This window comes from Aquipseudomonas guryensis, from assembly GCF_014164785.1.
GTDB lineage: Bacteria > Pseudomonadota > Gammaproteobacteria > Pseudomonadales > Pseudomonadaceae > Aquipseudomonas > Aquipseudomonas guryensis.
Genome location: NZ_JACJFN010000001.1, coordinates 1660346 through 1684763, shown reverse-complemented (window position 1 = coordinate 1684763; position 24418 = coordinate 1660346). Strand labels below are relative to the sequence as shown.

At 63.1% G+C, this 24418-nt stretch carries 25 protein-coding genes; 9 read left to right on the top strand and 16 right to left on the bottom strand.

What is annotated here, in order from left to right; all coding sequences use genetic code 11:
- Positions 1-139 precede the first annotated feature (139 nt).
- The gene (gene tyrS, locus H3H45_RS07600) at positions 140-1339 is read right to left on the bottom strand and encodes a tyrosine--tRNA ligase (protein ID WP_182833086.1); all 1200 of its coding nucleotides are present in this window, start codon (positions 1337-1339) and stop codon (positions 140-142) included.
- A 180-nt stretch (positions 1340-1519) separates the two neighbouring features.
- On the opposite strand from tyrS, the gene H3H45_RS07595 reads away from it, so the two are divergent.
- Both H3H45_RS07595 and H3H45_RS07590 read left to right on the top strand, forming a co-directional pair.
- Complete coding sequence (locus tag H3H45_RS07595; protein WP_182833085.1) at positions 1520-2941, top strand: peptidoglycan DD-metalloendopeptidase family protein; 1422 nt, start codon at positions 1520-1522, stop codon at positions 2939-2941.
- Between the two features lie 4 nt (positions 2942-2945).
- Positions 2946-4037 carry an anhydro-N-acetylmuramic acid kinase gene (locus tag H3H45_RS07590; protein ID WP_182833084.1) on the top strand — a complete coding sequence of 364 codons (1092 nt, stop codon included), beginning with the start codon at positions 2946-2948 and terminating at the stop codon, positions 4035-4037.
- A 55-nt stretch (positions 4038-4092) separates the two neighbouring features.
- Here the strand turns inward: H3H45_RS07590 and erpA are convergent, their stop codons facing one another.
- Both erpA and argC read right to left on the bottom strand, forming a co-directional pair.
- Positions 4093-4443, bottom strand: a complete 351-nt coding sequence (gene erpA, locus H3H45_RS07585; protein WP_173211578.1) for an iron-sulfur cluster insertion protein ErpA — start codon at positions 4441-4443, stop codon at positions 4093-4095.
- Positions 4444-4541: 98 nt separating this feature from the next.
- On the bottom strand, positions 4542-5576 hold the full coding sequence (gene argC / locus H3H45_RS07580; protein WP_182833083.1) for an N-acetyl-gamma-glutamyl-phosphate reductase: 1035 nt from the start codon (positions 5574-5576) through the stop codon (positions 4542-4544).
- A gap of 136 nt (positions 5577-5712) precedes the next feature.
- Here argC and hemJ point away from each other — a divergent pair, with 136 nt between their 5' ends.
- The 4 genes from hemJ to H3H45_RS07560 all read left to right on the top strand — a co-directional run bounded on the left by hemJ (position 5713) and on the right by H3H45_RS07560 (position 9050).
- Positions 5713-6138: a protoporphyrinogen oxidase HemJ gene (gene hemJ, locus H3H45_RS07575; RefSeq protein WP_182833082.1), complete on the top strand. Its 426-nt coding sequence runs from the start codon at positions 5713-5715 to the stop codon at positions 6136-6138.
- A gap of 33 nt (positions 6139-6171) precedes the next feature.
- Positions 6172-7134 carry an NAD(P)H-dependent flavin oxidoreductase gene (locus H3H45_RS07570; protein WP_182833081.1) on the top strand — a complete coding sequence of 321 codons (963 nt, stop codon included), beginning with the start codon at positions 6172-6174 and terminating at the stop codon, positions 7132-7134.
- 86 nt (positions 7135-7220) lie between these two features.
- Positions 7221-8231 carry a DUF805 domain-containing protein gene (locus tag H3H45_RS07565; RefSeq protein WP_182833080.1) on the top strand — a complete coding sequence of 337 codons (1011 nt, stop codon included), beginning with the start codon at positions 7221-7223 and terminating at the stop codon, positions 8229-8231.
- Between the two features lie 24 nt (positions 8232-8255).
- Positions 8256-9050 (top strand): SDR family NAD(P)-dependent oxidoreductase, encoded by a 795-nt coding sequence (locus H3H45_RS07560; protein ID WP_182833079.1) that lies wholly within the window; start codon positions 8256-8258, stop codon positions 9048-9050.
- A 1-nt stretch (position 9051) separates the two neighbouring features.
- Here the strand turns inward: H3H45_RS07560 and H3H45_RS07555 are convergent, their stop codons facing one another.
- Positions 9052-10533: an AAA family ATPase gene (locus H3H45_RS07555; protein ID WP_182833078.1), complete on the bottom strand. Its 1482-nt coding sequence runs from the start codon at positions 10531-10533 to the stop codon at positions 9052-9054.
- An 88-nt stretch (positions 10534-10621) separates the two neighbouring features.
- Between H3H45_RS07555 and H3H45_RS07550 the strand changes: the two genes are divergently transcribed.
- Both H3H45_RS07550 and coq7 read left to right on the top strand, forming a co-directional pair.
- Complete coding sequence (locus H3H45_RS07550; RefSeq protein ID WP_182833077.1) at positions 10622-10960, top strand: histidine triad nucleotide-binding protein; 339 nt, start codon at positions 10622-10624, stop codon at positions 10958-10960.
- 93 nt (positions 10961-11053) lie between these two features.
- Positions 11054-11701: a 2-polyprenyl-3-methyl-6-methoxy-1,4-benzoquinone monooxygenase gene (gene coq7 / locus H3H45_RS07545; RefSeq protein WP_182833076.1), complete on the top strand. Its 648-nt coding sequence runs from the start codon at positions 11054-11056 to the stop codon at positions 11699-11701.
- Positions 11702-11754: 53 nt separating this feature from the next.
- Here coq7 and speD read toward each other — a convergent pair whose 3' ends face one another.
- The gene (speD, locus tag H3H45_RS07540; protein ID WP_182833075.1) at positions 11755-12549 is read right to left on the bottom strand and encodes an adenosylmethionine decarboxylase; all 795 of its coding nucleotides are present in this window, start codon (positions 12547-12549) and stop codon (positions 11755-11757) included.
- A gap of 216 nt (positions 12550-12765) precedes the next feature.
- Positions 12766-13191, bottom strand: a complete 426-nt coding sequence (locus H3H45_RS07535; protein WP_182833074.1) for an OsmC family protein — start codon at positions 13189-13191, stop codon at positions 12766-12768.
- Positions 13192-13429: 238 nt separating this feature from the next.
- Between H3H45_RS07535 and crp the strand changes: the two genes are divergently transcribed.
- The gene (crp, locus tag H3H45_RS07530; RefSeq protein WP_182833073.1) at positions 13430-14074 is read left to right on the top strand and encodes a cAMP-activated global transcriptional regulator CRP; all 645 of its coding nucleotides are present in this window, start codon (positions 13430-13432) and stop codon (positions 14072-14074) included.
- Between the two features lie 79 nt (positions 14075-14153).
- Here the strand turns inward: crp and trpC are convergent, their stop codons facing one another.
- The 10 genes from trpC to H3H45_RS07480 all read right to left on the bottom strand — a co-directional run bounded on the left by trpC (position 14154) and on the right by H3H45_RS07480 (position 24417).
- On the bottom strand, positions 14154-14990 hold the full coding sequence (gene trpC / locus H3H45_RS07525; protein WP_182833072.1) for an indole-3-glycerol phosphate synthase TrpC: 837 nt from the start codon (positions 14988-14990) through the stop codon (positions 14154-14156).
- Positions 14987-16033 (bottom strand): anthranilate phosphoribosyltransferase, encoded by a 1047-nt coding sequence (gene trpD / locus H3H45_RS07520; RefSeq protein WP_182833071.1) that lies wholly within the window; start codon positions 16031-16033, stop codon positions 14987-14989. Before trpD ends, trpC begins: the two co-directional genes overlap by 4 nt.
- A gap of 1 nt (position 16034) precedes the next feature.
- Positions 16035-16628 carry an aminodeoxychorismate/anthranilate synthase component II gene (locus tag H3H45_RS07515; protein WP_182833070.1) on the bottom strand — a complete coding sequence of 198 codons (594 nt, stop codon included), beginning with the start codon at positions 16626-16628 and terminating at the stop codon, positions 16035-16037.
- A gap of 13 nt (positions 16629-16641) precedes the next feature.
- Entirely contained in the window at positions 16642-18123 is a 1482-nt protein-coding gene (gene trpE, locus H3H45_RS07510) for an anthranilate synthase component I (RefSeq protein ID WP_182833069.1), read from the bottom strand.
- Positions 18124-18216: 93 nt separating this feature from the next.
- Positions 18217-19008 carry a phosphoglycolate phosphatase gene (locus tag H3H45_RS07505; RefSeq protein WP_182833152.1) on the bottom strand — a complete coding sequence of 264 codons (792 nt, stop codon included), beginning with the start codon at positions 19006-19008 and terminating at the stop codon, positions 18217-18219.
- 44 nt (positions 19009-19052) lie between these two features.
- Positions 19053-19727: a ribulose-phosphate 3-epimerase gene (gene rpe / locus H3H45_RS07500; RefSeq protein WP_182833068.1), complete on the bottom strand. Its 675-nt coding sequence runs from the start codon at positions 19725-19727 to the stop codon at positions 19053-19055.
- Between the two features lie 106 nt (positions 19728-19833).
- Positions 19834-20661, bottom strand: coding sequence for an ABC transporter permease (locus H3H45_RS07495; protein ID WP_182833067.1), 828 nt, complete (start codon positions 20659-20661; stop codon positions 19834-19836).
- A gap of 148 nt (positions 20662-20809) precedes the next feature.
- Positions 20810-22057: an ABC transporter permease gene (locus H3H45_RS07490; protein WP_182833066.1), complete on the bottom strand. Its 1248-nt coding sequence runs from the start codon at positions 22055-22057 to the stop codon at positions 20810-20812.
- 164 nt (positions 22058-22221) lie between these two features.
- Positions 22222-23262 (bottom strand): ABC transporter substrate-binding protein, encoded by a 1041-nt coding sequence (locus H3H45_RS07485; RefSeq protein ID WP_182833065.1) that lies wholly within the window; start codon positions 23260-23262, stop codon positions 22222-22224.
- A 45-nt stretch (positions 23263-23307) separates the two neighbouring features.
- Positions 23308-24417: an ABC transporter ATP-binding protein gene (locus H3H45_RS07480; protein ID WP_182833151.1), complete on the bottom strand. Its 1110-nt coding sequence runs from the start codon at positions 24415-24417 to the stop codon at positions 23308-23310.
- Between the last annotated feature and the right edge of the window lies 1 nt (position 24418).

Sequence of the window (24418 nt, the reverse complement as noted above, 5' to 3'; positions counted from 1 at the left end):
TCTACTCGAATCCGCCACCGCCGCAACCTTTATTTTCATCTAACTCTTTGTTTAGCAAGGAGTTTTCAGATCAGGCTGCGCCGGAAGAGGTGCGCATTATAGGCCCGCAGATTTCGCCGTCAACGCCTTTCTGAAACTTTTATTCAGCTTTCAGCGAGATACGCGCAAAGGCCTTCTTGCCGGCCTGACAGACATGCACAGCACCCAGCTTGAACATGAAACCGCGATCAACCACCTCGCCATCCACCTTCACACCACCGGAACCCAGCAGATCACGCGCGACAGCAGCATTCTTCACCAAGCCCGCTTTATTAAGGACGGAAGAGATCGGCATGTCTTCAGCCGCCAGCAGCTCGACCTCAGGCAGATCTTCCGGCAGCTCACCATCCTTCATACGGTTGCCTGCAGAACGGTGCGCAGTAGCCGCAGCCTCTTCGCCATGGAAGCGCGCCACAATCTCTTCAGCCAGCTTGATCTTAATATCGCGCGGATTAGCACCCGCCTCGACATCCCGCTTGAACTGTTCGATCTCTTCCATGGAGCGGAAGCTGAGCAGCTCGAAGTAACGCCACATCAGCGCATCAGGCATCGACACCAGCTTGTTGTACATGACGCCAGGCGCTTCTTGGATACCTATATAGTTACCCAGCGACTTGGACATCTTCTTGACGCCATCCAACCCTTCGAGCAGCGGCATGGTGACGATGCACTGCGACTCCTGCCCATAGGCGCGCTGCAGCTCGCGCCCCATCAGCAGGTTGAACTTCTGGTCGGTACCACCCAGCTCGACATCCGCACGCAAAGCTACCGAGTCATAGCCCTGCACCAACGGATAGAGGAACTCGTGGATGGCGATCGGCTGATTGCTGCTGTAGCGCTTATCGAAGTCATCGCGCTCGAGCATACGTGCCACAGTGTATTGCGAGGTCAGACGGATAAAATCGGCCGGCCCCATCTTGTCCATCCAGGTGGAGTTGAAAGCCACTTCGGTCTTCGCTGGATCGAGAATCTTGAACACCTGAGTTTTGTAGGTCTCGGCATTCTCCAGCACCTGTTCGCGAGTCAGCGGCGGCCGCGTAGCACTCTTGCCGCTAGGATCACCGATCATCCCGGTGAAGTCGCCGATCAGGAAGATCACCTGATGCCCCAGCTCCTGGAACTGACGCAGCTTATTAATAAGCACGGTATGCCCCAGGTGCAGATCCGGCGCCGTAGGGTCGAAACCGGCCTTGATCCGCAGCGGCTGGCCACGCTTGAGCTTCTCAACCAGTTCCGCTTCGACCAGAACCTCTTCCGCACCGCGCTTGATCAGCGCCAGCTGCTCTTCAACCGACTTCATGACAGGACTCGTCGCCACTCAAAAACAAAAGGGAACCAACCATACAAGATCACTGACCAATTACAAGCTCTGCGGCGGGGGCATGCCACTGAGCCGATGCAACGTCTGCAGGGTTGCCTATAGAGAAATTTGATTATATTTTAGTCAGTTAATGCATTCTTCCAAGAAACACCCTTAGCCATGACGCATTCTGTACCCAAAGCCCCGCCCTACCCGAGGAGCCATCTGCTGGCTGCCAGCGGCGTAGCTGCGCTGCTGAGCCTGGCCTTGCTGGTGTTCCCGTCCCGCGAAGTCGAGGCGAAGAAGACCTATTTAAATCTCGAGCTGGAAAATGGCTCCGAGCAACTGCTGCAGGAAAAGGATGATCTTCGACCAGGCCTGTCGACAGGCAATCAAGGCGACTCTCCATTTAATAGCGCCAGCCTGACCGAAAAAAGCAGCACCGAGGATGGTGCGAAGCAGAAAAGCCAGACAAGCGAAGTATCTCCTCCCACCGATCCACTGCAGAAGACCGTAACCGTCGGCAATGGCGATACCTTGTCCACGGTTTTTACCCGGGTAGGCCTGACTGCCAATGACCTACACGAAGCCCTGAGCAGCAGCAAAGACGCCAAGAAATTCAGCCACCTCAGGATTGGTCAGGTACTGGATTTCAAGCTGACCCCAGACGGCAAACTGGAATCTGTGCGCAGCAAGCTCAGCGACCTAGAGAGCATTGCCCTGAGCCGCACGGACAAGGGCTACAGCTTCAAGCGCGACTTGGTCAAACCAGAGGTGCGCACCACTTATTCCCATGGCGTGATCAACAGTTCGCTGTTCCTCTCTGCCAAACGTGCGGGCCTGTCGCATAGCCTGACCATGGACCTGGCCAACGTATTCGGCTACGACATCGACTTCGCCCTGGATATCCGCGAAGGCGACGAGTTTGAAGTGATCTACGAAGAACACGTGGTGAACAACAAGCAGGTCGGCAACGGCAACATCCTGGCAGCTCGCTTCACCAACCGCGGCAAGACCTACACCGCGGTGCGCTACACCAGCAAGCAAGGCGTGACCAGCTACTACAATGCCGACGGCAACAGCATGCGCAAGGCCTTCATCCGCACCCCGGTAGACTTCGCCCGCATCAGCTCGAAGTTCTCCATGGGCCGCCGCCACCCGATCCTGAACAAGATCCGTGCACACAAGGGCGTCGACTATGCCGCTCCGCGCGGTACGCCGATCAAAGCCGCCGGCGATGGTCGGGTTCAACTGGCAGGGCGCAAAGGTGGCTACGGCAATACGGTGGTGATCCAGCATGGCAACAGCTTCCGCACGCTGTATGCACACATGCAGGGATTTGCCAAAGGCGTACGCACCGGCAGCAATGTGAAGCAGGGACAGATCATCGGGTATATCGGCACCACCGGCCTGTCGACCGGCCCGCACCTACACTACGAGTTCCAGGTCAACGGTCGCCATGTTGACCCACTGAGCCAGAAACTGCCGATGGCCGACCCGATTGCACGCAATGAAAAGCAGCGCTTCATGCAGTTGAGCAAGCCGTTGATGGCGCGCATGGATCAGGAAAAGAAAACTCTCCTGGCCCAGAACAAGCGCTAAGCCGATGCCGCACTACCTGGGGGTGATGTCCGGAACCAGTCTCGACGGACTGGACATCGCTCTGATCGAGCAGGATCAACGCCCCAGCCTGCTCGCCACCCATTACATCCCCATGCCGACCGAACTGCGCAGTGAACTGCTTGCTCTCTGCGCATCCGGCCCGGACGAGCTGGCCCGTGCCGCCGAAGCGGAAAACCGCTGGGCCAGCCTGGCCGCCCAAGGCATAGCCAGCCTGCTGGCCGCCGCAAAGCTGAACCCCAGGGATATCCGCGCCATCGGCAGTCACGGCCAGACCGTGCGCCATGAGCCGGCACGCGGCTTCACCATTCAGATCGGCAACCCGGCACTGTTGGCCGAGCTGACCGGCATCGACGTGATCAGTGACTTCCGCCGCCGCGATGTCGCCGCCGGCGGCCAAGGCGCGCCCTTGGTGCCAGCCTTTCACGAAGCCCTGTTTGATGACGGCACACAGCGGCTGGCCGTGCTCAATGTCGGCGGTTTCAGCAACCTCAGCCTGCTGGGGCCGGATCAGCCTGTGCATGGGTTCGACTGCGGCCCGGGCAATGCGCTGATGGATGCCTGGATCCAGCAGCATCAGGGCCAGACATTCGACCGCGATGGCACCTGGGCAGCCAGTGGCCGCTGCCATCAAGATCTCTTGAGCGCCCTGCTGGGCGACGCCTTCTTCCATACGCGCGGACCGAAAAGCACGGGCCGCGAACTGTTCAACCTGCCCTGGCTGGAGCAGCACCTGGGCCAGCTGCCCGCCATCGAACCTGCCGATGTCCAGCGCACCCTGCTGGAGCTGACCGCACGCAGCATCGTCGACGCGTTGCAGGACGCCCAGCCAGGCACCGCGGAACTGCTGGTGTGCGGCGGCGGCGCGCACAACGGCGCGCTGATGAGGCGCTTGCAGGAACTGCTGCCGGACACCCGGGTTGCCAGCACGGCCAGTCGCGGCGTCGCCCCGGACTGGATCGAAGCCATGGCTTTCGCCTGGCTGGCCCATTGCTGCCTGGAAGGCATCCCCGGCAATCGCCCGAGCGTGACGGGGGCCAAGGGGCTGCGCGTACTGGGCGCCTGGTACCCGGCGTAAAAAGCGGCAGGCACAAAAAAGCCCGCAATTGCGGGCTTTTTCTTGAGCGGCACACTCAGATCGAGAACGACGAACCGCAACCGCAGGTGGTGCTGGCATTCGGATTCTTGATCACGAAGCGCGACCCTTCCAGGCCTTCCTGGTAATCGACTTCGGCGCCGACCAGGTACTGGAAGCTCATCGGGTCGACCACCAGGCTAACGCCTTCGCGCTCGACGATGGTGTCGTCATCCGCCACTTCCTCATCGAAGGTGAAGCCGTACTGGAAGCCCGAGCAACCGCCGCCGGTGACAAACACACGCAGCTTGAGGCGCTCGTTGCCCTCTTCATCGACCAGGCTCTTCACCTTGTTCGCCGCACCCTGAGTGAAGATCAGAGGGGTTGGAGTGAAGGTCTCGACACTCATCTTGTTACTCTCCCGGCGCCAGGCGCCATGTTACCTACTGCTTGGGCAGTGATTATCCGCTTACCCGAGCAAATTGGTCAATTATTGTGCCGTACGCCTCAGGGCATCAGTCCGGCATGGGCCAGCCCCAGACGCTCGTCCAGACCAAAGAGGATGTTCAGGTTCTGCACCGCCTGGCCGGAAGCGCCCTTGACCAGGTTGTCGATGGCCGACAGCACCACCACCAGTTCGCCGCCCTGCGGCCGGTGCACGGCGACGCGGCAGACGTTGGCACCGCGCACGCTGCGGGTTTCCGGATGGCTACCGGCCGGCATCACGTCGACGAACGGCTCGTTGGCATAGCGCTGCTCGAACAGCGCCTGCAGATCCACGCCGCGGTCGACAACGGTCGCGTACAGGGTCGCGTGAATACCGCGAATCATCGGTGCCAGGTGTGGCACGAAGGTCAGGCCGACCGGACCACCGGCGGCGCGGCGCAGGCCCTGGCTGATCTCCGGCAGGTGACGGTGCCCCTTGACCGAGTAGGCCATCATGCTTTCGCTGGTCTCGCAGAGCAGCGAACCCACCTTGGCGCCACGCCCGGCGCCGCTGACGCCAGAGGCGCAGTTGGCGATCAGGCGGCTGGGGTCGGCCAGGCCGGCTTCCAGCAGGGGCAGCAGGCCGAGCTGGGTGGCCGTCGGGTAGCAACCGGGGACGGCGATCAGACGCGCGCCCTTGATGGCTTCACGGTTGACTTCCGGCAGGCCGTAGACCGCCTCGGGCAGCAGATTAGGCGCCCCATGCGGCTGGCCGTACCAGTGCGCCCACTCCTCGGCATCCTGCAGGCGGAAGTCGGCAGAGAGGTCGATCACCTTGGTACCGGCGTCGAGCAACTCGCCGGCCAGAGCATGGGCCACGCCATGCGGGGTGGCGAAGAACACCACGTCACAGGCACCCAGAGTGGCCACGTCCGGCACACTGAAGGCCAGGTTGTCATAGTGGCCGCGCAGGTTCGGGTACATGTCGGCGACCTTCACCCCAGCCTCGGAACGCGAGGTGATAACGGCCACTTCAGTCTGTGGATGCTGGGCCAGCAAACGCAGCAACTCTACCCCGGTGTAGCCTGTGCCGCCGACGATACCGACCTTGACCATCACTCAACCCTCGAAGCCAACCCAGAAAGGCTGCCGATGATAAAGCCCACCGGGGCTGCGGCCAACCTCGAGGGTGACGTATGGACAGTGCTTTCTCTACTATCGGCGCTATTCAATCGCCGTCGGGAAGCATTCGATGCTCTATCTCTGGGTCAAAGCCTTGCACATCATTGCCATGGTCTGCTGGTTCGCCGCACTGTTCTATCTGCCGCGACTGTTCGTCTACCACGCCATGAGCGAGGACGAGATCAGCCAGCAGCGCTTCTGCGTGATGGAGCGCAAGCTGTACCGCGGCATCATGAACCCGTCGATGATCGCCACCGTGCTGTTCGGCGGCTGGTTGCTTTACCTCAACCCGGCCTGGCTGCAAATGGGCTGGCTGCATGCCAAGCTGCTGCTGGTCGCCGTACTGATCGGCTATCACCACGTGTGCGGAGCCCAACTCAAGCGCTTTGCGCGCAACGAGAATGCCCGCAGCCATGTGTTCTATCGTTGGTTCAACGAAGCGCCGGTGCTGCTGCTATTGGCCATTGTCATTCTGGTGGTGGTTAAACCTTTCTAACTTCGCACTCGTATAACAACAAGAGGAAAGTACATGTCCCTGCCCGCCCTGCTCGACCAACGCCTGCGCCTGCCAGTGGTGGCTGCGCCGATGTTCCTGGTGTCGACCCCGCCACTGGTAATGGCCTGCTGCAACAACGGCGTGGTGGGCAGTTTCCCCGCCCTCAACCAGCGCGACAGCGGCGGTTTCAAGGTCTGGCTGGAAGAGATCGAGGCGGGCCTGAGCGCCCATGCCGCCCCCTACGCGGTGAACCTGATCGTGCATGGCAGCAATCCACGCCTGCAGGCCGACCTGGCCATCTGCGTTGAGCATAAGGTGCCACTGGTGATCACCAGCCTCGGCGCGGTCAAGGAAGTGGTGGATGCCGTACACAGTTATGGTGGCCTGGTATTCCACGACGTGACCACCCGCCGCCATGCCGAAAAGGCGGCCGAAGCAGGCGCCGACGGACTTATCGCAGTGGCTGCCGGGGCCGGCGGACATGCCGGGACTTGGAGCCCGTTCGCCCTGATCGCCGAGATCCGCCAGTTTTTCGATAAAACCCTGCTGCTGGCCGGCTGCCTCAACAATGGCCACGAAATCCTCGCCGCCCAACTGCTTGGCGCCGACCTGGCCTACCTCGGCAGCCGCTTCATCGCCACCCGCGAGAGCAATGCCGATGAGGCCTACAAAGAGATGATCCTCGGCGCACGGGCTGCCGACATCGTGCATACCCCGGCAGTCTCCGGGGTGCCAGCCAGCTTCATGCGCCAGAGCCTGGAACTGGCCGGGTATGACCTCAAGCGCCTACAGGACAAAGGGGACATCAACTACGGCGAGAAGCTCAAGCCGATGGACGAGGAAGCCAAGGCCTGGAAGACCGTCTGGTCGGCCGGTCAGGGCGTCGGCGGCATCAGCGATGTGCCAACAGTGAGCGAGCTGATTGCCCGCCTGGATACCGAGTACCGCCGTGCCCAGGGCCAGGCCGGACAATTGACGCAACGCTGGCCGCGCTGAGCAACAAATTGCGCATGGGGCGCTTGTTCAGCCCCCTTGAAATACTTAGGCTCAAGACACTCCAATAAATCGACAGGGACGCACGCATGACCCACGCACGCTACAAGATCGTGTTTACCGGTGAACTGATGCCCGAGGTGGCAGCAGACACCGTGAAAGACAATCTGGCCCGCCTGTTCAAGAGCGACCGCAGCAAGATCGAAGCCCTGTTCAGTGGCGCAGCCGTGGCACTCAAACGCGATCTCACGGAAGACGACGCCGACAAGTACCTGGCCGCACTGCAGCAGGCCGGCGCACGTGTGCATAAGGAAAAGGACCTGACGGCCAGCTTGAGCCTGGTGGAAACCGACGATCATCGTCCGGCCAGTGAGCCTGCAGTCAGCAATGAACGCATGAGCTGCCCCAAGTGCGGCCATGAGCAGGCCAAGGCCATCGAGTGCCAAGCCTGCGGCATCGTCATCGAGAAATACCTGGCGCGGCAGGCACAGCTTGCGGAAAACCCGCCACCCGCGTCGGTCGCCGTAGCGGCCACGAGCAATGCCAGCGAGGCATCGCCCTATGCCACGCCCAAGGCGCAGGTCGCCGAGCAGTTGCCCGAGTTCGGCGAGCTGAAGGTGTTCAGCGTCAATGGCCGGATCGGCCGCGTGCGCTACCTGGCCTGGTCGGCAGCAATCTTCTTCGCCGCGCTTGGCCTGTACCTGATCTCGGCGCTGGCCATGGCTGTTTCCCCGGTCGTGGGTGGCATCCTGATGGCGGCCATCGTTATCGCCGCCGTGGTGGTCAGCGTGCAAATTGGCGTACAACGCCTGCATGACATTGGCTGGTCCGGCTGGCTTCTGCTGGTGAACCTGATACCGGTAGTCGGCGGCGTATTTGCCCTGATCATGCTGGTCGTACCAGGTACTGCCGAGGCTAATCGCTATGGCCCGCCGCCGCCGCCGAACAGCACCGGCGCCAAGGTCCTGGCATTCACCTGGCTACTGGTACCGATCATCGGCATCCTCGCCGCCATCGCCATTCCGCAGTACCAGCAGTACACCCAGCGCGCCGCCGAGGCACAGATGGAAATGCCCAGCGCCGTAGAGTCTCAGGAATAACTCGCTCACTGACCAGGACGGCCCATGCCCACCTATGCACTGATTACCGGGGCCTCCAGCGGCCTCGGCCTGGCCTTGGCCGAGGCCCTGGCGCGCAAGGGGCGCAACCTGATCCTGGTCGCCCGCCAGCGTGAGGCACTGGAAAGCCTCGCCTGCGAACTGAGCCAGCGCTTCGGTATCGAGGCGTTGTTCCGCGTCTGCGACCTGGCCGAGCCCATGCGCCTGACCGGTCTGCTCCAGGAGTTGGAGCAGGGCGAGCGACGCATCGATCTGCTGGTAAACAACGCCGGCATCGGTACCGCCGGCCTGTTCGTCGAGCAGGACTGGGGCCGCGAGCAGGAACTGATCGAACTCAACATCCTCGCCCTCAGCCGCCTGTGCCACGCCATCGGCAACAGCATGGTGCAGCAAGGTGGCGGGCAGATTCTCAATGTCGCCTCGCTGGCGGCCTTCCAGCCCGGTCCGCTGATGAGTAACTACTTCGCCAGCAAGGCCTATGTACTGAGCCTGTCCGAAGGTTTGCGCCACGAACTAGCCCCGTACGGGGTGAAAGTCTCTGTGCTCTGCCCGGGCCCGGTTGCCACGCCATTCTTTCGCAATAGCCTGCTGCGCAGCGAACCGCTGGCCCGGCACAAGCTGCTAGCCGACCCGGAAGAAGTGGCGCAGCTGGCGATCCGCGGCCTGGAGAAGAACCGCGCGATCATCATCCCCGGCTGGCGCAACCGCCTGATCCCAATCGTGCTGCGCCTGGCACCACGGGCTCTGGTGCGGCACATCACGGCCAAAACCATTCGCCCACTGCTGCCGCGCCAGGCGTGAACTAACCGGCGTTGACCGTACGCTCGGCTGCCCAGGCGCGCAGCGCCTCCAACTTCTCGGCCATCACCACCGAGAGAGGCGCGGTGCTCTGGATGTTGTGCAGCAATAGCCCCTGATCCACGCTTTGCTGGCGCGCCTGCGCGGCATACAGGGCGCTGACCACCACCTGCTCGATCTCTGCACCGGAGAAGCCGGCGCAGGCCGCCGCCAGTTCATTCAGGTCGAACAGCTGCGGATCCAGCTCGCGACGGCGCAGGTGGATGGCGAAGATATCCGCACGCACCGCGGCATCCGGCAGATCGACGAAGAACAGCTCGTCGAATCGCCCCTTGCGCACCAGCTCCGGCGGCAGGCGGTGGATGGCGTTGGCGGTGGCGACCATGAACACCGGCGCCTTGCGCTCGGCCATCCAGGTCAGCAGGGTACCCAGCACACGCTGACTGACGCCTTCGTCGTGATCGCCGGCAGACAGGCCCTTCTCCAGTTCGTCCATCCAAAGCACGCAGGGCGCCATCTGCTCGGCCAGCTTGAGCGCCTCGCGCAGGTTGCGCTCGGTCTCGCCGAAGAACTTGTTGTACAGGCTACCGAAATCCAGGCGCAGCAACGGCAAGCCCCACAAGCCCGCCACCGCCTTGGCCGCCAGACTCTTGCCGCCGCCCTGCACGCCGACCAGCAACATGCCTTTGGGCATGTCCGGGCCTTTTCCGTTGAGGAAGATGTCCTGGCGCTCGCCCAGCCAGCGCTTGAGGTTGCTCAGGCCGCCGACTTCGGCGAACTGCGCGGTGTCGTATTCGAAGCTGAGCACGCCCTCCAGGTCGAGCAGCTGGAACTTGGTCTTGTTCAGCTCCGGCAGGTCTTCCTGGGTGATCGCGCCATCGTCGCAGATCACGTTGCGCGCCAGGGCGCGGGCCTCGGCATGACTCATGCCGCGCAGATTCTTCACCACCTGCTGCAGGGTGCGATTGTCGGTGCGTACCCGTGCGCCGCGATTGAGCTCGCTCCAGCGCGTGGCCTCCTCACGCACGAGTGCCAGCAGCTCCTCTTCGCTGGGCAGGGCCAGGGTGAAGCGCGCCGCATAACGCTGGACTTCGGCGGGCAGCTTGAGGTTATGGGAAACCAGCACCAGGGTGGGCTTGTGGCTGGCCTCGCTCATGGCGATTTCCTTGAGCAGGCGCACCAGCTTGGGGTTGTCGGCGAGGAACGGATGCAAATCACACATCACGTACAGGTTGGGCTGCGGGTCATGTTTGATCAGCTTGAGCGCGGCATCCGGCTCGAAGCTCTCGCCGGCACCGGCCGGCTCGCCACCGAAGCCCAGGCGCTGCAGACCTTCGGTCACCGCCCAGGTGAACAGGCCGAGGCCACGCTTGACCGCCAGGCTGGTGAGCGTCTCCAGCACACGCTTCTCGTCCCAGGACTCGATGACTACCAGCTTGACCCTGGAATCGAGCACCAAGCCCAGATCATGAATATCGTTCTTCACCCTCACTCCTTGTGACCCCGCCAGGCTGGCCGGGATAAATACGCGCCATTACACTCGCAGAATACCGAAACCCGCAGGAGGAATACCCGTGGACTGTCTGTTCTGCAAGATCGTCGCCGGGCAGATCCCCGCGCGCAAGATTTACGAAGACGAGCAGGTGCTCGCCTTCCACGATATCGGCCCACAGGCGCCGGTGCATTTCCTGGTGATCCCCAAACGCCATATCGCCACCCTCAATGATCTCGGCGAAGACGACCGCCCGCTGGCCGGGCATATCCTCTTCACCGCCCAGCGCTTGGCCAGGGAGCTGGGGTGCGAGGAAGGCTTCCGCGTGGCGATGAACTGCAACGAGCTCGGTGGGCAAACCGTCTACCACATCCATATGCATGTGCTGGGGCAACGGCAGATGCACTGGCCGCCGGGTTGATCGGCAGCTCTCGACTGCGGCCTCTTGTCGCCGGTCATTTTTCTGCCCAAGGGTTCAGGTAAACTGGCCCGCATGCTTTCCGTGGAGGTGGCCATGACCAGCGAACGCCAGTTTTCCCCCGTTGACCGTCTGTTGATGCAGGCCGATGCCGCCATGCGCACTCTGCTGCCGTTCAGCGGCGCTCCGACGCGACCGTCGCCAGCCATCGTGCAGAACGAAGCGGCCATGAGCGAAGAAGACACCCGCCACGTGGCCGGGCTTATGCGCATCAACCACACCGGCGAGGTCTGCGCCCAGGCGCTGTACCAGGGCCAGGCGCTGACCGCCAAGCTGCCGCAGGTGCGCAAGGCCATGGAGCATGCCGCCGATGAGGAAATCGACCACCTGGCTTGGTGCGAGCAGCGTATCCGCGAACTGGGCAGCCACCCCAGCGTACTCAATCCACTGTTCTACGGTCTGTCCTTTGGCGTCGGCGCGGTGGCCGGACTGATCAGCGACAAGGTCAGTCTGGGCTTCGTCGCCGCCACCGAGGATCAGGTGGTCAAGCACCTGGACGAGCACCTGGAGCAGATCCCCCACGACGACGCCAAGACCCGCGCCATCCTCGAGCAGATGCGCGAGGACGAAGAGCACCACGCCACCAGCGCGCTGGAAGCCGGCGGCCTGCGCTTCCCGGCACCGGTGAAGCTGGGCATGAGCCTGCTGTCCAAGGTGATGACCAAGAGTACCTACCGGATATAAAGCTGCAGACATGAAAAGGGCGCCAATCGGCGCCCTTTTTCGTTGCGGAAGAATCAGCGCGGCATATTGCGCGCGTAGAAGATCTCCAGCATCTCGTGACGCACTTTCTCTTCCACCTGCTTGCGCTGTTCGGCCGTCAGGTTGCTGGCCGCGTCGCCGAACAGGTAGTTGTCCAGCTCGAAGTTCTTGAGCAGCATCTTGGTGTGGAACAGGTTCTCCTGGTACACGTTGACGTCCGTCATCTGGTACGCGTCCTGGGTGTCGTCGGAGAGGTAGTTCTGGATCGAGTTGATCTCGTGGTCGATGAAGTGCTTCTTGCCTTCCACGTCACGGGTAAAACCGCGCACCCGGTAGTCGACGGTGACGATGTCCGAGTCGAACTGGTGGATCAGGTAGTTGAGTGCCTTGAGTGGCGAGATCACCCCGCAGGTCGACACGTCGATGTCCACGCGGAAAGTGGCGATGCCCTCGACCGGATGGATTTCCGGATAGGTGTGTACGGTGATGTGGCTCTTGTCCAGGTGCGCCAGGATGGTCTCCGGCAGCGGCCCTGGTGACTCCTCGATCTGGCTGGCGGTGGGCTCCACCGGCTGCTCGGAGATCAGGATGGTCACGCTGGCGCCTTGCGGGTCGTAGTCCTGACGGGCGATGTTCAGGATATTGGCGCCGATGATGTCGACAACATCGGTGAGGATCTGCGTCAGGCGCTCGGCGTCGTACTCGGTGTTGATGTACTGGACGTAGGCCTGCTGGTCTTCCGGCGTTTCCGCGTAGCAGATGTCATAGATGTTGAAGCTCAAGGTCTTCGTCAGGTTGTTGAACCCGTGGAGCTTGAGTTTGCTTTTCACCGTTGGAAACTCTCTGTGTGGATGCGGCTCTGCCGCGTGATCGAGCATGCCCGTCAGCTGCGAACGACTCAGCTGCGTAGGACGGTTAACACCTCTTCGCGATGGCGATTATGGGTAGGGTTTGGGGCACTGGTCCGGCCCCGAAAAAGGCCGCGCATTATGCAGAGCGACGGGGCCGACTGCCATAGTTTGAGCGGTCTTTATGATGCACGGATGTCAGGCGCCCAGCTCGATGATTTCATAGTCATGGGTGATCTCGACGCCGGCACGGCCAAGCATGATCGAGGCCGAGCAATACTTCTCCGCCGACAGCTCCACCGCGCGCTTGACCTGAGCCTCCTTGAGGCCGCGGCCCTTGACCACGAAGTGCAGGTGGATCTTGGTGAACACCTTGGGGTCTTCGTCGGCGCGCTCGGCTTCGAGGAAGGCCTCGCAGCTCTCCACCGGCTGGCGGGACTTCTTGAGAATGCTGACCACGTCGAAGTTGCTGCAGCCACCGAGGCCGATCAGCACCATTTCCATCGGGCGTACACCGAGGTTGCGACCGCCGGCTTCCGGCGGGCCATCCATCACCACCACGTGGCCGCTGCCGGATTCGCCGAGGAACATGGCCTCGCCGGCCCATTGGATGCGCGCTTTCATTGCCAGGACTCCACTGCCAGAAAAGGGCGCGTAGCTTAGCACAGGGCTTTGTGACGCCCGCCTCAGGCGCAATGGCCGAGTTTAGTGGCAGCCAGTGTTAGCTACGTCGCAAATCGGCTTGCCGCACCGGTCTGGTCTGTTAAGCTGGCCGCGGATAACTGGCACACTTGTTCAGATAACTAATAAAAAAATCGCCTGTTGGACAAAGGCTTACTCTTTTTTTCTTCGGGACTCGAGCATGGTCGCTATTACCCTTACACCGAAAATCAAGAATCTCGACAAGCTCCTCGCACATTGTCATCGCCGTCGCTACACCGCTAAAAGCACCATCATCTATGCGGGCGACCGCTGCGAAACCCTGTTTTTCATCATCAAAGGCTCGGTCACCATCCTTATCGAGGACGATGACGGCCGCGAAATGATCATTGCCTACCTCAACTCCGGCGACTTCTTCGGCGAGATGGGGCTGTTCGAGAAGGAAGGCAACGAGAAAGAGCGCAGCGCCTGGGTGCGCGCCAAGACCGAATGCGAAGTGGCAGAGCTGAGCTATGCCAAGTTCCGCGAACTGACTCACCAGGACCCGGAAATTCTCTACGCCCTCGGCAGCCAGATGGCTGACCGCCTGCGCAACACCACGCGCAAGGTGGGTGACCTGGCCTTCCTCGACGTCACCGGCCGCGTGGCGCGCACCCTGCTCGACCTGTGCAAGCAGCCGGACGCCATGACCCACCCGGATGGTATGCAGATCAAGATCACCCGCCAGGAAATCGGCCGCATCGTCGGCTGCTCCCGCGAGATGGTTGGTCGCGTGCTCAAGTCCCTGGAAGAACAGGGCCTGGTGCATGTCAAAGGCAAGACCATGGTGGTCTTCGGCACACGCTGATCGGGGCGGCCGCGCGTCGGCCCCGCTTCACCAGAAACGAAAAAGCCCGCCAATCGGCGGGCTTTTTTGTGGGTGGCGATCAGTCCGGATCGGCGCCGAGTACCACCCGCTTACCGTCCGGGAAGAACAGGCGCTTGAGCTCGGCACCCGGATCCTCGGCGCGCATGAAGGCTTCGCCGACCAGGAAGGCATACACCTCGCTGATCTCCATCAGCTCGACATCGGCGCGGTTGAGGATGCCGCTCTCGGTAACCACAAGACGGTCACGCGGCACACGCGGCAACAAGTCGAGGGTGGTTTCCAGGCTGACTTCGAAGCTGTGCAGGCTGCGGTTGTTGATCCCCACCAGCGGCGTATCCAGGGTGTTCAGCGCACGGTCCAGCTCATCGCCGTCATGCACTTCGACCAGCACGTCGAGGCCGACATCCTTGGCCACGCTGGCCAGCTCGGCCATACGCACATCGTCGAGTGCGGAGACGATCAGCAGCACGCAGTCGGCGCCCAGGGCACGGGCCTCGACGATCTGGTAGGGGTCGATCATGAAGTCCTTGCGGATCACCGGCAGGCTGCAGGCAGCGCGGGCCTGCTGCAGGTAGGCGTCGGCACCCTGGAAGAAGTCGATGTCGGTGAGCACCGACAGGCAGGTCGCGCCGCCGGCTTCGTAGCTCTTGGCGATCTCCGCCGGGACGAAGTTCTCGCGCAGCACGCCCTTGCTCGGCGAGGCTTTCTTGATCTCGGCAATCACCGCCGGCCGCTTGCGTGCCGCCTGCTCCAGCAGCGCGCGGGCGAAACCGCGCGGGGTATCGGCGCCACGCGCCAGCGCCTCGACCTCGGCCAAGCTGACGCGCGCACGGCGCTCGGCGACTTCCTCGGCCTTGCGCGCGAGGATCTTCTCCAACACGGTGGGAATACTCACGCTTCGTTCTCCTGCTTGAATACGGCGGTGAAGGACACCAGCTCGTCGAGTTTTTCCCAGGCCAGACCGGTGTGCAGGGCGTCCTGCGCCAGCTGCACGCCTTCACGGAAGCTGGTCGCATGGTCGGCGGCATACAGCGCGGCACCGGCGTTGAGCACAATCATGTCGGCGGCCTTCTGGCCATTCTCGGTCTTGCGCTTGCCCAGCGCATCGCGGATCAGCGCCAGGGACTCTGCCGCATCGTTTACGGTCAGACCGATCAGGCTCTGGCTCTTGATGCCGAAATCTTCCGGCTGCACGCGGTACTCGCTGACCACGCCATCCTTGAGTTCGGCGACATAGGTCGGCGCGGCCAGGCTGACTTCATCCAGGCCATCCTGGGCATGCACCACCAGCACGTGCTGGCTGCCCAGACGCTGCAGCACTTCGGCCAGCGGCCGGCACAGGGCCTGGCTGAATACGCCGAGCACCTGATGCTTTACACCTGCCGGGTTTGTCATTGGACCGAGCATGTTGAAAATGGTGCGCAGGGCCAGCTCACGGCGTGGGCCGATGGCATGCTTCATCGCACCGTGATGTGCAGGGGCGAACATGAAACCGACACCCACGGACTCGACGCAGCGTGCCACCTGTTCCGGTTTGAGATTGAGGTAGACCCCGGCGGCTTCCAGCAGGTCGGCGCTGCCGCTCTTGCCAGACACCGCACGATTGCCATGCTTGGCTACCCGCCCGCCGGCCGCAGCGACCACGAAGGCGGCTGCGGTGGAGACGTTGAAAATGTTCATGCCGTCGCCACCGGTGCCGCAGGTGTCGACCAGGCGCTCGGCGTTGATCTTCACCGGCGAGGCCAGCTCGCGCATGACCTGGGCCGCGCCGACGATCTCGTCGATGGTCTCGCTCTTCATGCGCATGCCCATGAGGAACGCACCGACCTGCGCATCGGTGCACTGGCCGGTCATGATCTCGCGCATTACGTCCTGCATCTCGGCCGTGCTCAGGTCGAGCTGGTTGACCACCCGGTTGAGGGCTTCCTTGATATCCATGTCAGCGCACCCCGCCGGTCTGCTTGAGGAAATTGGCGAACAGTTCGTGGCCCTGCTCGGTGAGGATGGATTCCGGGTGGAACTGCACCCCTTCGATGTTCAGGGTCTTGTGGCGCAGGCCCATGATCTCGTCGACGCTGCCGTCGGCATGCTGGGTCCAGGCGGTCATTTCCAGGCAATCCGGCAGGGTCTCGCGCTTGACCACCAGGGAATGGTAGCGGGTCACGGTGAGCGGCTGGTTGAGGCCGGCGAACACACCCTTGTCCTCGTGGAACACCGGGCTGGTCTTGCCATGCATAACCTGGCGCGCACGCACCACGTCGCCACCGAAGGCCTGGCCGATGCTCTGGTGGCCCAGGCACACGCCGAGGATCGGCAGCTTGCCGGCGAAATGCAGGATGGCCTCGATGGACACCCCGGCTTCGGTCGGTGTGCACGGACCGGGCGAGACCACAATGCGCTCGGGTTTGAGCGCCTCGATCTCGGCGATGGAGAGTTCGTCGTTACGGATCACGTGCACGTCGGCACCCAGTTCACCCAGGTACTGCACCACGTTGTAGGTAAAGGAGTCGTAGTTATCGATCATCAGCAGCATGGTATGGGCTCCCTTACTTTACGGACTGTTCGGCGAGGCTGACCGCGCGGAACATGGCGCGACGCTTGTTCAGGGTTTCTTCCCACTCCAGGGCCGGCTGCGAGTCGGCGACGATGCCGGCACCCGCCTGCACATGCAGTTCGCCGTCCTTGATCACCGCGGTGCGAATAGCAATCGCGGTGTCCATGTTGCCGTTCCACGCCAGGTAACCCACGGCACCGCCGTAGACCCCACGCTTGACCGGCTCAAGCTCGTCGATGATCTCCATCGCACGCACCTTGGGCGCACCGCTGAGGGTGCCGGCCGGCAAGATCGCGCGCAGGGCGTCCATGGCCGACAGGCCTTCCTTGAGGTGGCCGGTGACGTTGGAGACGATGTGCATGACGTTGGAGTAACGCTCGATCACCATCTTCTCGGTGACCTTCACCGAGCCGGTGCTGGCGACGCGGCCGACATCGTTGCGCCCCAGGTCGATCAGCATCAGGTGCTCGGCGATTTCCTTGGCGTCGGACAGCAGGTCTTTCTCCAGGTCCAGGTCGGCCTCTTCGGTGGCGCCACGCGGGCGGGTGCCGGCGATCGGCCGTACCGTGACCAGGTTGTCCTCGACCCGCACCAGCACTTCCGGCGAGCTGCCGACCACATGGAAGTCGCCGAAGTTGAAGAAGTACATGTAGGGCGTCGGGTTGATGCAGCGCAGTGCGCGGTACAGGTCGATCGGCGCGGCCTGGAACGGGATCGACATGCGCTGGGAGATCACCACCTGCATGCAGTCGCCGGCCAGGATGTACTCCTTGATCGCCAGTACCGCGGCTTCATAGTCGTCGCGCTTGAAGCTGGAGACAAAGTCCGGTTCGGCGCCCGCCGGTGCGGCCAGGTCGACGCCCAGGCGCGGAGTAATCGGCTGGCGCAGCTGCTCCAGCAACTGAGCCAGGCGCGCCTGGCCCTGCTCATAGGCATCCGCCTGGCTGGGGTCGGCGAGGACGATGGCGTGCATCTTGCCGGCCAGGTTGTCGAACACCACCACCGCATCGGAGACCATCAGCAGAATATCCGGGGTGCCCAGCGGGTCCGGATTGGGGCTGGCGCCGAGCTTCTTCTCGACGTAGCGCACGCTGTCGTAGCCGAAGTAGCCGACCAGTCCGCCGTTGAAGCGCGGCAGGCCGACCAGGGTCGGAACCTTGTAGCGGGCCTTGAACTGCTCGACGAAATCCAGCGGGTCGGCGCAATCGTCATGTCGCTCCACTTCCACCCCATCGACGCTGACGCTGACCTGATGGCCATGGGCGCGCAGCACGGTACGCGCCTGCAGCCCGATGATGGAGAAACGCCCCCACTTTTCGCCGCCCTGTACGGACTCCAGCAGGTAGGTGTTGGGCGCGTCGGCCAGTTTCAGGTAGATCGACAGCGGTGTGTCGAAGTCGGCCAGGGTTTCAAAGGCAAGCGGAATGCGGTTGTAGCCGTCAGCGGCCAAACGCAGGAATTCGTCGCGGGTCATGATGGAATCAGCCTTGTGGCCGGAAGCCCGATGGCCTCCGGAAATCAAACAGTAGGGGTACGCAACGCACGCCGGAAGACCGGCCACACTCGATCAGGCGCGCCAGCGCCAACGGGCCAGGGCCTTGAGGATCTTCATGTTGGCTCGGCCGAGCCAGTGTTTGCGGGGAGCCACCACGGTGCGATCTCTTGGCTGCGGGTGTGCGGAAGGATTAGCCGACATTAGCTTAGCGTCCGCCTCGAAGCAACCGTCGGGCAGCAGCTGGCGCAGATCGTCGAGCACCGCCGCCGGGCCTTCCTCGGCAATTGGCCGGCCGTGGTTGTAGCCATAACTCAGCGCCACGCAGGGCACGCCTGCCGAGCGGGCAGCCAGTACATCGTTGCGCGAGTCGCCGACAAACAGCGCCTCATGGGCGCCGATTCCGGCTAGGCGCATGACATGCAGCAACGCCGCCGGATCTGGCTTCTGCTGCGGCAGGGTGTCGCCGCCGATGATCCAGCGGAAGTAGCGACCCAGCTTCATCTCATCCAGCAGCGGCGCGACGAAGCGCTCCGGCTTGTTGGTGATCAGCGCCAGCTCCACGCCCTGCTTTTTCAACCACTTGAGGGTGGCGGTGGCGCCGGGATACACGCTGCTGAGCTGATGGCTGCCGGCATAAGCCTGGTTGAACAGTTCCAGGGCCTGTTCGGTCTCGGCTTCACCGACCGCGGAATGCTCGATAGCACCGGCCAGGGCACGGCGCACCAGCACCCGTGCGCCGTTACCGACCCAGTCGCGCACTCGCTCGATGCCCGCGGCCGGGCGGCCGAGGCCGAGCAGCATCTGGTCGATGGCGGCCGCCAAGCCCGGCACCGAGTCGACCAGGGTGCCGTCCAGGTCGAACATCACCAGGCGCGGCAGCTGGCCGTCGAACAGCCCGTGGAGCAGGGTCACCCACGCACCTGGGCCAGTTCGGCACGCATGGCGTCGATCACGGTCTTGTAGTCCGGCTGGTTGAAGATCGCAGAGCCAGCGACGAAGGTGTCGGCGCCTGCCGCAGCGATGGCGCGAATGTTCTGCACGTTGACCCCACCATCGATCTCCAGGCGAATGTCACGGCCGCTGGCGTCGATCAGCGCACGAACTTCTTTCAGCTTGTCCAGGGTGCCGGGGATGAACTTCTGCCCGCCGAAGCCGGGGTTGACGCTCATCAGCAGGATCATGTCGACCTTGTCCATCACGTACTTGAGCACGTCCAGCGGGGTGGCCGGGTTGAACACCAGGCCGGCCTTGCAGCCGCCGTCACGAATCAACTGCAGAGAGCGGTCGATGTGCTCGGACGCTTCCGGGTGGAAGGTGATGTAGCTGGCGCCGGCTTCGATGAAGTCGCCGATGATGCGGTCGACCGGCTTGACCATCAGATGCGCGTCGATCGGCGCGGTGATGCCGTACTTGCGCAGCGCAGCGCAGACCATAGGGCCGATGGTCAGGTTGGGCACATAGTGGTTGTCCATCACGTCGAAGTGGACGATGTCGGCGCCGGCGGCGAGTACCTTGTCGACTTCCTCACCCAGGCGGGCGAAATCGGCGGACAGAATCGACGGGGCGATGGCGAAGGGTTGCATGACGACCTCAGGGCATGAATCACGGTGGCGCGATTGTAGCCTGAGTCGTCGTGCGAGGCAGTTGTCGTATGTCAGGCCGTGGCTGCGACCTTGGTCGCAGCCGTTTTCAGCTGGGGTTGGCGGTGCGCATCTTCTCGCTGCGCCCGCGCAGCCACTCCAGGGTCAGCAGCATGACGATGGAGAAACCGATCAGCAGGGTCGCGGCCGCAGCGATAGTCGGCGACAGGTTCTCGCGGATACCGCTGAACATCTGCCGTGGCAGGGTGGCCTGCTCGGGGCCGGCGAGGAACAGGGTCACCACCACTTCATCAAAGGAAGTGGCGAAGGCGAACAACGCCCCGGAAATCACCCCGGGCGCGATCAGCGGCAGGGTCACCCGGCGGAATGTCGTCAGCGGTGAAGCGCCCAGGCTTGCGGCAGCGCGCACCAGGTTGTAATTGAAGCCCTGCAGGGTGGCCGACACGGTGATGATGACGAACGGCACGCCGAGCACCGCATGCACCAGGATCAGCCCCAGGTAGCTGTTGCCGAAGCCCATGGGAGCGAAGAACAGATAACTGGCCACCCCGACTATGACTACCGGCGCCACCATCGGTGAGATCACCAGACTCATCACCAGGGCCTTGCCGCGGAACTCGCCGCGGGTCAGGCCGATCGACGCCAGTGTACCGAAGACCATGGCCAGCACAGTGGCCGCCGGGGCGACAATCATGCTGTTGGTCAGCGCGCGCATCCACTCGGCCGAGCCGAAGAAGTCGGCGTACCAGCGCAGGGAGAAGCCCTGCAGCGGATAGACCAGGAAGCTGCCGGAGTTGAACGACAGCGGGATGATCACCAGCACCGGTAGGATCAGGAACAGCAGCACCAGCGCGCACAGGCTGCGGTGGGCCCAGAACCAGGCACGTTCGATGGGGGATTTGTAGGGGCTCAGCATCTGCATTCTCCAATCAACTCCCCTCCCCCGCTTGCGGGAGGGGGGCCGGGGTAGAGGGCTGCGTTGGCAACTCCCCTCTCCCGCCCTGCGGGCACCCTCTCCCCGGAGGGGCGAGGGTCATCAGTTGGCCTGCTACGCAGGCATTTATTTATCCCAGACGCAGGCGGCTCGCGCCCACCAGCCAGCTGTACACCACATAGAGCAGCATGGTCGCCAGCAACAGCAGGCCGCCAAGAGCCGTGGCCATACCCCAGTTGATGGTGGTGTTGGTGTAGAAGGCGACGAAGTAGCTGATCATCTGGTCGCTCGGGCTGCCCAGCAGCGCCGGGGTGATGTAGTAGCCAATCGACAGGATGAACACCAGCAGGCAACCAGCACCGACGCCGGCCAGGGTCTGCGGGAAGTACACCCGCCAGAAACTGGCGAACGGGTGGCAGCCGAGGGAAATCGCGGCGCGCATGTAGGTCGGCGAAATCCCCTTCATCACGCTGTAGATCGGCAGAATCATGAACGGCAGCATGATGTGCACCATCGCCACGTAGACCCCGGTGCGGTTGAACACCAGTTGCAGCGGCGCATCGATGATGCCCAGGGCCATCAGCGCGCTGTTGATCAATCCGCCCGACTGCAGCAGCACGATCCACGCCGCCACCCGCACCAGGATCGAGGTCCAGAACGGCAGCAGCACCAAGATCATCAGCAGGTTGCTGGTACGGGTCGGCAGATTAGCCAGCAGGTAGGCCAGCGGGTAGGCCAGCACCAGGCAGATGGCGGTGATCACCAGACTCATCCAGAAGGTACGGGCGAAGATGTCCAGGTAGATGGCCTGATCCGGGGTGGCCGGGGCCAGTTCGCCAAGGTCATCGATGCGGTGATCGAGGGCCGCCAGCAGGTAGTAGGAGGTGAAGGCACTGTCGTTGCGGCGGATCACCTGCCAGTAGGCCGGGTCGCCCCAACGCTCGTCGAGGCTCTCCAGGGCATCCTTGTAGGAGGCCGGCTCCTGCTTGAATGGCAGCGCGCGGCCGGTCTTGGCCATCAGACTGCGGTAGCCGGCCAGCTCCATGTTCAGGCGCTTGGACAGGTCACCAATGGCCTGGTTCTTGCGCGCCTCGGCGAGGTCCAGGCTGAGGGCCTTGTAGGCCGCCTCTTCCGGCAGGCCACGGCCATCCCAGGCGGCAATCGCCTCCACGGTACGCGGCAGGCTGCGCACCACTTCCGGGTTCTCCACGCTTTTGTAGAGCAGGATGCCGATCGGCAGGATGAACACCACCACGAGGAATACCAGCAGTGGCAGGATCAGACCCTGCGCCTTGAGGCGGTTGATCCGCTCGGCACGCGCCAGCTTCTGCTTCAACGTGAGGCCGGCGAATTCGGTGAGGGCGACGGTTTCGGCCATTGCTAGCTCCGCTAAATCTGGCCGCGCAAGGCGGCAGGAAAAAAGAGATGAGGGCGCGCGCCGGGCACCGGCCTCATCCCCAACCCCGCACAACAGTGCGGGGAGTCACGCAGTTCGGTGGCATCGACCGGGGCGACGCGCCCCGGTCGATAGCCTGGTCAGCCTTACTTGGCGGCCCAGGCGTTGAAGCGCTGTTCCAGCTGCTCGCCGTAGTCAGCCCAGAAGGTCACGTTCATCGCCACCTGGTTGGCGATGTTTTCCGGGGTGGTCGGCATGTCTGCCAGCAGGGTCTTGTCGAGCAGTTCCACGGCATTCTTGTTGGCCGGGCCGTAGGCGATGTTCGACGAGTAGACCTTCTGCTGCTCCGGCTGCACGGTGAAGGCGGCGAAGGCCTTGGCCGCGTCGAGATCCTTGGCACCTTTCGGGATGGCCCAGGAGTCGAAGTCGTAGACGCCGCCGTTCCACACCACTTTCAGGTTGCTCTCCTTCTGCACGGCGGCGATGCGGCCGTTGTAGGCGGAGCTCATGACCACGTCACCGGAGACGAGGAACTGCGGCGGCTGGGCGCCAGCTTCCCACCACTGGATGTGCGGCTTGATCTGGTCGAGCTTCTTGAAGGCGCGATCCTGACCTTCCTGGGTGGCGAGCACGGTGTAGACGTCTTTCGGCGCCACGCCGTCGGCCATCAAGGCGAATTCCAGGGTGTACTTGGCGCCCTTGCGCAGACCGCGCTTGCCCGGGAACTTGCTCACGTCCCAGAAATCGGCCCAGCCGGTCGGGGCGGCAGCAAGTTTGTCGGCGTTGTAGGCGAGCACCGTGGACCACACGAAGAAGCCCACGCCACATGGCTGCACGGCGCCGTCGATGTAGTTGGAGGCGTCACCGAACAGGGCTGGGTCGAGTTCCTCGAACAGGCCTTCGTCACAGCCACGCGCCAGTTCCGGCGACTCCACTTCCACCAGGTTCCACGACACGCTGTTGGTGTCGACCATGGCTTTGACCTTGGCCATTTCGCCGTTGTATTCGCCGGCGATCACCTTGCCTTTGCCGGCCGCTTCCCACGGCTGGTAGAAGGCCTTGGTCTGCGCCTCCTTGTTGGCGCCACCGAAGGAAATCACCGTCAGGTCGGCGGCCATCGCCTGGGCTGCGCCGAGCAGACCGAGGGTCAGAGCGCTGCGGCGGAAGATGCTGCGGATATTGCTCATTGTTGTTGTCTCCACTGTGCAGGGTTGGTTATTGCGCTACAGCACTCATTCCGCAATCAGCGGATCGAGCGCGCGAACGTGCTCCACATGCCAGCCAAGCGGCACCACATCCCCCACGCCCATGGCGGGATCGAGCTCGGCAATCGGCTGTTTGACGAAGAAGTCGGGCTTGCCACACACCTCCATGCGGATACGCACGTGGTCGCCCAGGTAGATGAATTCCACCACCCGCCCGGAGAAGCGGTTGGCGCACTGCTCGCTGGCACCGTTGAGGCGCACGCGCTCGGGGCGGATCGACAGGGTCACCGGCTCGCCGGGAGCACCGACATTGACTGCCAGCGCCTCGATCTTCTCGCCACGCGCCAGGCCGACCACGCAACGCTCGCCGTCGCGGCTGAGCAGCTGGCCGCTGATGCGGTTGTTCTCGCCGATGAAGTTGGCGACGAAGGTGTTCCTCGGTGCTTCGTAAAGGTCACGCGGCGGGGCGATCTGCTGGATCTCGCCCTGGTGGAACACCGCCACCCGGTCGGACATGGTCAGCGCTTCGCCCTGGTCGTGGGTCACGTAGACCACGGTCACGCCCAGGCGCTGGTGGATGTGCTTGATTTCCATCTGCATGTGCTCGCGCAGCTGCTTGTCCAGCGCACCGAGCGGCTCGTCCATCAGCACCAGCTGCGGCTCGAACACCAGGGCACGGGCCAGGGCCACGCGCTGCTGCTGGCCGCCGGAGAGCTGCGCCGGGTAGCGGTTGCGGAACTTGTCGAGCTGCACCATGGACAGCGCGCGCTTGACCCGCTCGCTGCAGTCGGTCTTGTTCATGCCGCGCACGCTGAGCGGGAAGGCCAGGTTCTCGGCCACCGTCATGTGCGGGAACAGCGCGTAGTTCTGGAACACCATGCCGATGTCGCGCTTGTGCGGCGGCACGTTGTTGATCGCCCGGCCACCGAGCAGGATCTCGCCGGCGGTGGGCGTCTCGAAGCCGGCCAGCATCATCAGGCTGGTGGTCTTGCCCGAGCCGGACGGCCCGAGCAGGGTGAGGAATTCGCCTTTGCGAATATCCAGGTTGAGGTCTTTGACGATCAGGTTCTCGCCGTCGTAGCTCTTCTGCACGCCACGAAAACTGACCAGTACATCGTTGGAAGCATTCTCGGCCATC

What these genes read in the sequence shown, in the direction of transcription:
- tyrS (WP_182833086.1), bottom strand. Translation starts at nt 1,339, where the DNA reads ATGAAGTCGGTTGAAGAGCAGCTGGCGCTGATCAAGCGCGGTGCGGAA.
- H3H45_RS07595 (WP_182833085.1), top strand. Translation starts at nt 1,520, where the DNA reads ATGACGCATTCTGTACCCAAAGCCCCGCCCTACCCGAGGAGCCATCTG.
- H3H45_RS07590 (WP_182833084.1), top strand. Translation starts at nt 2,946, where the DNA reads ATGCCGCACTACCTGGGGGTGATGTCCGGAACCAGTCTCGACGGACTG.
- erpA (WP_173211578.1), bottom strand. Translation starts at nt 4,443, where the DNA reads ATGAGTGTCGAGACCTTCACTCCAACCCCTCTGATCTTCACTCAGGGT.
- argC (WP_182833083.1), bottom strand. Translation starts at nt 5,576, where the DNA reads ATGGTCAAGGTCGGTATCGTCGGCGGCACAGGCTACACCGGGGTAGAG.
- hemJ (WP_182833082.1), top strand. Translation starts at nt 5,713, where the DNA reads ATGCTCTATCTCTGGGTCAAAGCCTTGCACATCATTGCCATGGTCTGC.
- H3H45_RS07570 (WP_182833081.1), top strand. Translation starts at nt 6,172, where the DNA reads ATGTCCCTGCCCGCCCTGCTCGACCAACGCCTGCGCCTGCCAGTGGTG.
- H3H45_RS07565 (WP_182833080.1), top strand. Translation starts at nt 7,221, where the DNA reads ATGACCCACGCACGCTACAAGATCGTGTTTACCGGTGAACTGATGCCC.
- H3H45_RS07560 (WP_182833079.1), top strand. Translation starts at nt 8,256, where the DNA reads ATGCCCACCTATGCACTGATTACCGGGGCCTCCAGCGGCCTCGGCCTG.
- coq7 (WP_182833076.1), top strand. Translation starts at nt 11,054, where the DNA reads ATGACCAGCGAACGCCAGTTTTCCCCCGTTGACCGTCTGTTGATGCAG.
- H3H45_RS07535 (WP_182833074.1), bottom strand. Translation starts at nt 13,191, where the DNA reads ATGAAAGCGCGCATCCAATGGGCCGGCGAGGCCATGTTCCTCGGCGAA.
- crp (WP_182833073.1), top strand. Translation starts at nt 13,430, where the DNA reads ATGGTCGCTATTACCCTTACACCGAAAATCAAGAATCTCGACAAGCTC.
- trpD (WP_182833071.1), bottom strand. Translation starts at nt 16,033, where the DNA reads ATGGATATCAAGGAAGCCCTCAACCGGGTGGTCAACCAGCTCGACCTG.
- H3H45_RS07515 (WP_182833070.1), bottom strand. Translation starts at nt 16,628, where the DNA reads ATGCTGCTGATGATCGATAACTACGACTCCTTTACCTACAACGTGGTG.
- trpE (WP_182833069.1), bottom strand. Translation starts at nt 18,123, where the DNA reads ATGACCCGCGACGAATTCCTGCGTTTGGCCGCTGACGGCTACAACCGC.
- H3H45_RS07505 (WP_182833152.1), bottom strand. Translation starts at nt 19,008, where the DNA reads ATGTTCGACCTGGACGGCACCCTGGTCGACTCGGTGCCGGGCTTGGCG.
- rpe (WP_182833068.1), bottom strand. Translation starts at nt 19,727, where the DNA reads ATGCAACCCTTCGCCATCGCCCCGTCGATTCTGTCCGCCGATTTCGCC.
- H3H45_RS07495 (WP_182833067.1), bottom strand. Translation starts at nt 20,661, where the DNA reads ATGCTGAGCCCCTACAAATCCCCCATCGAACGTGCCTGGTTCTGGGCC.
- H3H45_RS07490 (WP_182833066.1), bottom strand. Translation starts at nt 22,057, where the DNA reads ATGGCCGAAACCGTCGCCCTCACCGAATTCGCCGGCCTCACGTTGAAG.
- H3H45_RS07485 (WP_182833065.1), bottom strand. Translation starts at nt 23,262, where the DNA reads ATGAGCAATATCCGCAGCATCTTCCGCCGCAGCGCTCTGACCCTCGGT.
- H3H45_RS07480 (WP_182833151.1), bottom strand. Translation starts at nt 24,417, where the DNA reads ATGGCCGAGAATGCTTCCAACGATGTACTGGTCAGTTTTCGTGGCGTG.